Genomic DNA, 8,640 nt, shown 5'->3' on the forward strand with positions numbered 1-8,640 from the left:
CACCTCGGTTCACGGCACCGGCCCGGGAAAGCAGCACCGGCCCGAGAAGAAACGACAGCGGCGGTCCCGGGCCGAGCCCGGGACCGCCGCCAATTCCCCGAATCGGGGGTCGCTACTTCTTCGTCCCCGCCAGGTCGTCGAACATCGCCGACAGGAACTCGCTGCACCACCCGAGCAGCTCCCGCCCGACCAGCGGCTTGCCGCCGATCCGGCCGGTGCTCGGCCGGGGCACCAGCAGCTGCCGGCTGGCCGCCTTGACCTGGCTGCGCGGGTACAGCCGGTTCAGCCGCAGCTGCTGCGACTCGCGCAGTTCCACCGGCCCGAACCGGACGTTGGCCCCCTGCAGCGTGATGTCAGAGATACCGCACCGCCGGGCGTACAGCCGCAGCGCCGCGACCAGCAGCAGGTTCTCCACCGGCTCGGGCAACTTGCCGTAGCGGTCCACGAGTTCGTCCCGGACCTGCTGGATGTCCGCCTCCGAGTTGACCGCCGCGATCGAGCGGTACGCCTGCAGCCGCAGCCGCTCCCCGGGCGCGTAGTCGTGCGGCACGTGCGCGTCGACCGGCAGCTCGATCTTCACCTCCAGCGGCTCCTCCTCCGGTTCGCCGCCGCCGGCCAGCGACTCGCGGAACTCGGCCACCGCCTCGCCGACCATCCGCATGTAGAGGTCGAAGCCCACGCCCGCGATGTGCCCGGACTGCTCGCCGCCGAGCAGGTTGCCGGCGCCGCGGATCTCCAGGTCCTTCATCGCGACGTACATGCCCGCGCCCATCTCGGTGTGCTGGGCGATCGTGGCGAGCCGCTCGTGCGCCGTCTCGGTGAGCGGCTTCTCCGGCGGGTACAGCATGTACGCGTAGCCGCGCTCGCGCCCCCGGCCGACCCGGCCGCGCAGCTGGTGCAGCTGGGAGAGGCCGAAGGTGTCGCCGCGCTCGACGATCAGGGTGTTGGCGTTGGAGATGTCGATGCCGGACTCCACGATCGTGGTCGACACCAGGACGTCGAACTCCTTCTCCCAGAAGTCGACGACGACCTTCTCCAGGTGGGTCTCCCCCATCTGCCCGTGCGCGGTGGCGATCCGCGCCTCGGGGACGAGGTCCTTGAGCCGGGCGGCCGCCCTGTCGATCGACTCCACCCGGTTGTGGATGTAGAACACCTGGCCCTCGCGCAGGAGTTCACGCCGGATCGCGGCCGAGATCTGCTTCTCGTCGTAGGGGCCGACGAAGGTCAGCACCGGGTGCCGCTCCTCCGGCGGGGTGGTGATCGTGGACATCTCGCGGATGCCGGTGACGGCCATCTCCAGCGTGCGCGGGATCGGGGTGGCGGACATGGTGAGCACGTCGACGTTGGCGCGCAGCTTCTTCAGCTGCTCCTTGTGCTCGACGCCGAACCGCTGCTCCTCGTCGACGATCACCAGGCCGAGGTCCTTGAACCTGGTCTCCGAGGAGAACAGCCGGTGGGTGCCGATGACGACGTCCACCGAGCCCTCGAACAGCCCCTCCAGGACGGCCTTCGCCTCGCCGTCCGTCTGGAAGCGGGACAGCGCCTTCACCGTCACCGGGAAGTTGGCGTAACGCTCGGCGAAGGTCGAGAAGTGCTGCTGCACCAGCAGCGTGGTCGGCACCAGCACGGCCACCTGCTTGCCGTCCTGCACCGCTTTGAACGCGGCTCTCACAGCAATTTCAGTCTTACCGTATCCAACGTCGCCGCAGATCAGCCGGTCCATCGGGACGGACTTCTCCATGTCGGACTTGACCTCGGCGATGGTGGTCAGCTGGTCCGGCGTCTCCGCGTACGGGAAGGCGTCCTCCAGCTCGCGCTGCCACGGGGTGTCCGGGCCGAAGGTGTGGCCGGGCGCGGCCATGCGCGCCGAGTACAGCCTGATCAGGTCGGCGGCGATCTCCTTGACCGCCTTCTTGGCCCGCTGCTTGGTCTTCGCCCAGTCCGCGCCGCCGAGCCGGTGCAGCGTCGGGGCCTCGCCGCCGACGTACTTGGTGACCTGGTCGAGCTGGTCGGTCGGCACGAACAGCCGGTCGCCGGGGTGGCCGCGCTTGGCCGGCGCGTACTCCAGCACCAGGTACTCGCGGGTGGCGCCCTGCACGGTGCGCTGCACCATCTCGACGTACTTGCCGACGCCGTGCGCCTCGTGGACGACGTAGTCGCCGGCGACCAGGGCCAGCGGGTCGATCGCGTTGCGGCGCCGGGACGGCATCCGGCGCATGTCCTTGGTGGAGGACTTCTGGCCGGACAGGTCGGTCTCGGTGATGACCGTCAGCTTCAGGTTCTCGTCGACGAAGCCGTGCTCGATCGAGCCGCAGGAGACGTAGACGACGTCCCGGGTGGGCGCCTCGACGAGGTCGGCGACCAGCCGGGCCGGGATGCCCTCGTTGCCCAGCACCTCGGCGAGCCGGGAGGCGGGCCCGTGGCCCTCCGTCACCATGACGACCCGCCAGTCGGCGGCCAGGCGCTCCTTGGCGTCGGCGATCGCGCGGGCGGTGTCGCCGCGGTAGGCCTCGACGGCGTGCATGCCGAGGGTGAGCGTGTTGGCGTCGCCGTGCCAATCAGCGACTCCGTCGCGGGCAAGCACCTCGCTCACCGTCGACTCGCTGGTCGCGAACGGGCTGACGGACCACCAGGGCAGCCCGATCTCGGCGGCGTGCTCGCGCACCTCGGCGAGCGAGCGCAGCGAGGCGGCGGAGACGTCGATGGTCTCCAGGTCGATCGGCCGGTCCCCGCCGGCCGCCGCCGCGACCCAGGAGGCGTGCAGGAACTCCTGGCTGGTGGCCACCAGGTCGGCGGCCCTGGTGCGCACCCGCTCGGGGTCGCAGACCACGGTGACCGAGCCGAGCGGCAGCACGTCGATCAGCAGTTCCATGTCGTCGACCAGGACGGGCGCCAGCGACTCCATGCCCTCGACCGCGATGCCCTCGGCGATCCGGTCCAGGATCTCGGCCAGCCCGGGGTGCTCGGCGGACAGCTCGGCGGCCCGCGCCCGCACCTCGTCGGTGAGCAGCAGCTCACGGCAGGGCGGCGCCCACAGGCCGTGCTCGGCGACCTCCAGCGAGCGCTGGTCGGCGACCTTGAAGTAGCGGATCTCCTCGACGTCGTCGCCCCAGAACTCCACCCGCAGCGGGTGCTCCTCGGTCGGCGGGAAGACGTCCAGGATCCCGCCGCGGACGGCGAACTCGCCGCGCTTCTCGACCAGTTCGACCCGCGCGTAGGCGGCGGCCGCGAGCCGGCGGGCGACCTCCTCCAGATCGTGCGACTCCCCGCGCTGCACGGCGACCGGCTCCAGCTCGGCCAGCCCCTTCACCTGCGGCTGGAGCACCGAGCGCACCGGGGCGACGACCACCTGCACCGGCCCGGCCGCCGGGTCGTCGGCCCGCGGGTGCACGATCCGGCGCAGCACGGCCAGCCGGCGGCCGACGGTGTCCGAGCGGGGCGACAGCCGCTCGTGCGGCAGCGTCTCCCAGGCCGGGAAGTCGGCCACGGCGTCGGGCGGCAGCAGCGAGCGCAGCGAGGCGGCGAGGTCCTCGGCCTCCCGGCCGGTCGCGGTGACGGCGAGCACCGGACGGCCGCGGTCCCCGGCCGCCGCGACGGCGAGCGCGCGGGCCAGCGCGGCGATGGCGAACGGCCTGGCGGCGGGCGGCCCGACCAGGTCCAGGTGGCGGCGGTCACCGGCCGCGGCTCCGGTGGCGGTCGCGGCCTCGATCGCCTCGGCGAGCGCCGCGTCCCGCGCGACGACATCGAGCAGTCCGGTCAGGCTCATCTGGGGTCTCTTCTTCGTCCCGTGGCTGGTGCTGCCTCCGGGCGGCGAAGGCCTGCCGGGGCAACGCGAACGGCCCGGCACGCCGAGCGGCCGGGGGTCTCCAGCCTACGCCGCGGCACCGACACGCACGCGGCGTACGGGCCCGGCGGGGCCGGGCGGGGACGAACCACCCCGGCGCCCGCCTTCGGCGCACTCATTTCGACACCCGCCGCCGGCGCCCCGACGCGACCGCGGACGAACCACTGGACGGAACACCGGACCGGCCCGTGGACGAACCAGCCGAACGCCGGTCAAGCTCCGGCTCCGCGATCTGCCATGAAGTGGACATACTCCTGTCACTGCCCGTCCATGGAGATCGCGCACCATGGTGAATGTGCCCGCCGCACCCAACCGTGGGGGATGGCTGCGGTGGCACAGTCGCACCCCCGATGGGGGTCGGAGGTGCGAGGCCGGGCGACCCTGGGTGGGGGCGCCCGCCCAAGCGCCGGGAACCGTGGCGCCCTTTCCTGGAGGGCGCCACGGGTCTCGGCCTCATTCGTTTCCGGGGCGCCGCCGAGTTCCAGGGGTGCCGCCGGACGTCCGCACCCGCCCGGACCGCACCACCTCTACGCGCCACCCTCAGAGCACGGGCGCTACCAGCGCGAGAGGTTGATGTCGTACATCATCACCTGGTGCCCCTGGTTGCTGTTGAAGTCGTACTGCTCCCAGTTGAAGACCGTCCAGGAGCCGAGCCCGCCGCCCAGGTAGGTGACGACCCGGTTGTTGCCGGCGTCGATCCGGTCGACGTTGTAGATGCGGACGGCCATCCAGCCGTCGTTCGCGAAGCAGAGCCGGCCGCCGTAGCCGTAGTTGTACACCTTTGCGAAATCGTTCCGGGTGCCGCAGTCGACCCGGTCCACGGCATTCGCGCCGGACACCGGCAGAAGTGTCGCGGCGGCCGCCGTGAGGACCGTCAGCGCGCCCAGCCGACGGGCCTTCCCATTTCCGTTCCGGTGGCTCGTCCGGGGATTTGTGCGGATAACCATGAACCCCTCCATCGGTCGCGGTTGCGACTCCAGAGATTTTCACGGCGGGGCAGCACCGGACAGTTGTTTTCCGGCCAAGCCGGGCCCCCGGGGCCGCCCCGGGATCCGGCCCGGGCGGAATGCGCTAGGGTCCGAACACGCTTGCAGCGCTTGAGGATCGGAGCAGACGCTTGCAACTCCCCGCGAATTTCGGACGCTTCACCGCCGGCGCCCTGACGGTCGCTCTGGCGGCATTCTCCGCGAGTTGTGCCAGTACCTCCGGCGGCGGCTCCGCGGATTCCGCACCGACCCCGCCGGCGATCACCACGGCACCGGCCCCGGAATCGGGCCGCGGCGGAATGACCGGACTCCCGCTCTCCGCTTATCAGGCCGATGACCAGGGCGCCGTGAAAGAGATTCAGGCACGGAATATCCTGATCGTCTCGTGCATGCGCCGGGCCGGGTTCCCCGCCTTCGACGGGGACGGCCTCCAGCCCGCCCAGGCCCCGGACAACGCCACCGCGCTGCCGGCCGGCGCGTGGGGCTACCTGGGCGCCGACGCCGCCGCCGTCCAGGGCTTCCACCCGCCGAAGCGGACGCTCCCCCGCCCGGCCGCCGCCCCGGCCGGCTCCGGCGAGGCCTACGACACCGCGCGGGTCGACTGCGACCGGCAGGCGGCGGAACGGCTCGGCTCGCCGCAGGGGTCCGGCACCGAGTTGGTGGGCCGGCTGTTCGACGACTCGCTGAAGGCCACCGGGAAGGACACCCGGGTCGTCGCGGCGACCAAGGAGTGGTCGGCCTGCATCGCGGCGGCCGGGTTCGAGGCCGCGAGCCCGGAGGCCCTGCCCGAGCGATTCCGGGCCGCACCGGAGATCACCCCGGAGGAGCTGGCCACCGCCCGCGCCGACCTCGACTGCACGGCGAAGAGCAACCTGGCCACGCTCTGGTTCGCCGTCCTCGCGGGCTACCAGCGGCAGCTGATCGACCGCAACGCCGAGGCCCTGACCGCCCAACGGGAGGCGGTCAGGGCCCAGGACGCGAAGCTCACCAAGCTGCTGGCGGGCGAGTCACCCGCCTAACGACGGCGGTAGGTGACGGTGTTCGGAGTGGCGTAGTCGGCACCGTCGTCCACGATGACGATCTTCGGGATGATCCGGGTCTCGTCCTCCTGCTGCCCCTCGGCGGCGTCGGCCGGGCCCGTCGGAACCGGGACGGGCTTGGGCGGCGCGGCCGGCTTCGGCGGCAGCCCGGCGGGCGCGACCGGGCCGGTCACCACCGGGGCATCGACCGGAGCTGCGTCGGCGGGCGCAGCGTCAGCGGGCGCGGCCTCAGCCGGAGCGTCGACCGGGGTTCCGGCCGGGGTGGACGGCAGCCGCAGGACCGCCGTCGCCTTCTCCCGCGCCGCCGGCACATCCCGCTTCCGCAGGTCGGGGACAGCGATCTCGCCGGTGTCCGCCTCGGAGTCCGCCGAAGCGGCGTCCTCGGCCGCGGCCGGAGCCGGAACCGCAGCCGCAGCCGCAGCCGCAGCCGCCTCCTTGACCGCTTCGATCTGCCCGACCGCCGCCCCGGTGAGCGAGGCGAGCGTCGCCTTGATGTGGTCGAGGTGCTGCTGCACCGTCTCCTGCCGGGCCGCGAACTCGCGCTGCTCGCGCTCGCTCGCCGCGTTGATCTTCTCGGCCTCCCGGCGGGCCTGCTCGATCAGCTGGTCGGCCTTGGCCTGGGCCTCGGTCTCCAGTTGCTTGATCCGGCCCAGCACCGTCTCCCGGTGCTGCTCGGCCTCCTTGACCCGGCGCTCGGCGGTCGCCGACACCTCGGCGTCCTCGGCGTCGGCCCTGGTCTGGGCCTCGGCGAAGATCTCGTCGGCCGTGCGCCGCCGCTCGGCCAGCTCGGCCTCGGCCTGCTCGCTCGCCTCGGCGGCGGCGACCCGCACCTTGGCGGCGTAGGCGGTGGCGCCGTCCCGGGCGGTGCGGCTCTCGCGGTCGGCGTCGGCCCGGAGGGTCTCGGCCTCGGCCCGGGTGCGCTCATCGGTGCGCCGGGCGGCCTGGTCGGCCTCGGCGCGGGTGGTGGTGGCGTACTCCTTGGCGGCGTGGTCGGCCGCCTGGCCGGCCTCGTACACCTCGTCGCGCAGGTCCTCGGCGAAGCGCTCGGCCTTCTCACGGACGGCGCGCGCCTCGTTCTCGGCCATCGCGGCCAGTCCGGCGGCCTGCTCGCTGAGGACCTGGTAGTCGGGGGCCGGGGCGTCCTCGGCGGCCTGCCGGATCTCGGCCAGCCGGCCCTCCATCTGACGGATCCCGGCGCCGAGGACGCTGAGCCGCTCCCACGCCTCGTCGCGCTGTGCGGTGAGGGCGGCCAGCGCCCGGTCGACCTGCTCGGGCGCGTAACCGCGCCGGGCCGGAGTGAAGCCGTACTGGGGGACGGCGTCGCTCATGGGCTCTTTCCCCTCGTGTCGCGGGCTGCGGAGCCCATGATCGGACGGAACGGACGGATCCGGAACCGGTTCGGCGACCGGGTCCGGATTCATGCGTCGGACGGATCTCAATCTGTCGAGGACCGGACGAATAGACCGATCCTCTTGACCTATTTTGCGCAGATCCGGGCGAAACCCCAACGAGGCGGCGCCGCGACGGCATGCCGAAGGGGCCGTTCCGGGCACCGGAACGACCCCTCCCCACCTGCGAGGATCCGTGACGGCCCGCTACAGCAGGCCGTCCCAGAACTGCTCCAGCAGCACGGCCCACCACGTGTCCGCGTTCTGCAGGGCAGCCGGGTCGATCGCGGCGAGCTGGGCCTGGAAGTCGGTCGTCCAGCGACCGGCCTGGTCCGGGGTCAGCCCGTACCGCAGCCGCCACATCCGGCCCAGGAGGGCCAGGGAGCGGACGAACTCCGGTACACCTGTGTTGACGAACCGGGGCGGCTGGCCGGTTCCGTCGACGTCCACCGCGACCACGTTCGCGGTGCCGTACTGGACGCACAGCTGGCGGCCGTAGTCGCTGCCGAGCACCAGGTAGCCGCCGAAGTCCGGACCGGACGGCAGGCCGCGCTCGGCAGCCAGCTCGGCCAGCGTCGGGATCGGCCGGCCCTCCTGGGCCTGCGCCCAGAAGAACGGTGCGAAGTCGCGCGGCAGCCCGGCCCACATCAGGGTCTGCGCCACCGGCTCCGGGACGCCCTGGCGGGAGACCGCGCGCTGCTCGAAGCGGAACACGCCCGGCCCGAAGGCCTGCCCGAGCTCCTGGGCCAGCTGCTGCGGCGGGAGCGGCGGCAGCGGCGGGACCGTCCCGGGCGCGGGCAGCGGCACCCGGAACGGGCGGACCCGCTGGGCGCCCGAGGCCAGCTGGTGCAGCTCGTCCAGGTGGTCCAGCAGCTCGGCCATCCCGGCCTGCCGGGACGCGTGGTCGCGGCCGTAGGCGGCGGTGTGGGTGAGCCGGACATTCGGCCAGGACGCGGCGATCATGCGGTTGCAGTAGCCGCCCGGCAGATCGCAGGACTCCAGCTCGGTGTAGAGCTCCAGCACCTGCTCCGGCGGCACGTTCAGCCGCCGCAGGTCCTGGAGGATCTTCCACTCGGGGTGCGGGGTGCCGGGCTCGCTGCGGTGCAGCAGCTTCTGCTCCGAGCCGTCCGGGCCGCGGTAGCTGAGCGCGGCGAAGTAGCCGGGGCCGACCGCGGGTACGCCGGGCGGCACCGGGGCGCCCTGCGGCGGACCGGGCACCGGCGGGACGACGCCGGGGGCACCGCCCGCGTTCGGGCCGCTGGACCCGGACGGCGGTGTGCTGCGGGCTCAGGTCGAGCGCCTCGGCGAGTTCGGCGCGGGTGAGGTCGCCGCTGGCCTCCAGCCACCAGAGGGCGAGCAGTTCGCGGTCGTCCGGGTCGAGC

General features: G+C 73.0%; 5 protein-coding genes. 1 reads left to right on the forward strand and 4 read right to left on the reverse strand.

Going from position 1 to position 8,640, the window contains the following annotated elements:
* Positions 1-112 precede the first annotated feature (112 nt).
* A complete protein-coding gene (mfd, locus tag KV557_RS38160) occupies positions 113-3,766 on the reverse strand; it encodes a transcription-repair coupling factor (protein WP_218206267.1) in 3,654 nt (1,217 codons plus the stop codon).
* A 632-nt stretch (positions 3,767-4,398) separates the two neighbouring features.
* Positions 4,399-4,683 (reverse strand): beta/gamma crystallin domain-containing protein, encoded by a 285-nt coding sequence (locus tag KV557_RS38165; protein WP_218206269.1) that lies wholly within the window; start codon positions 4,681-4,683, stop codon positions 4,399-4,401.
* 536 nt (positions 4,684-5,219) lie between these two features.
* On the opposite strand from KV557_RS38165, the gene KV557_RS38170 reads away from it, so the two are divergent.
* A complete protein-coding gene (locus KV557_RS38170; protein ID WP_218206271.1) occupies positions 5,220-5,849 on the forward strand; it encodes a hypothetical protein in 630 nt (209 codons plus the stop codon).
* Here the strand turns inward: KV557_RS38170 and KV557_RS38175 are convergent.
* Together KV557_RS38175 and KV557_RS38180 are read right to left on the reverse strand one after the other, a co-directional pair.
* On the reverse strand, positions 5,846-7,198 hold the full coding sequence (locus KV557_RS38175) for a hypothetical protein (RefSeq protein WP_218206272.1): 1,353 nt from the start codon (positions 7,196-7,198) through the stop codon (positions 5,846-5,848). The two genes, KV557_RS38170 and KV557_RS38175, sit on opposite strands and share 4 nt — an antisense overlap.
* A gap of 267 nt (positions 7,199-7,465) precedes the next feature.
* Entirely contained in the window at positions 7,466-8,476 is a 1,011-nt protein-coding gene (locus KV557_RS38180) for an SUKH-4 family immunity protein (RefSeq protein WP_218206275.1), read from the reverse strand.
* Between the last annotated feature and the right edge of the window lie 164 nt (positions 8,477-8,640).

This window comes from Kitasatospora aureofaciens, from assembly GCF_019192735.1.
Classification (GTDB): Bacteria; Actinomycetota; Actinomycetes; order Streptomycetales; family Streptomycetaceae; genus Kitasatospora; species Kitasatospora aureofaciens_A.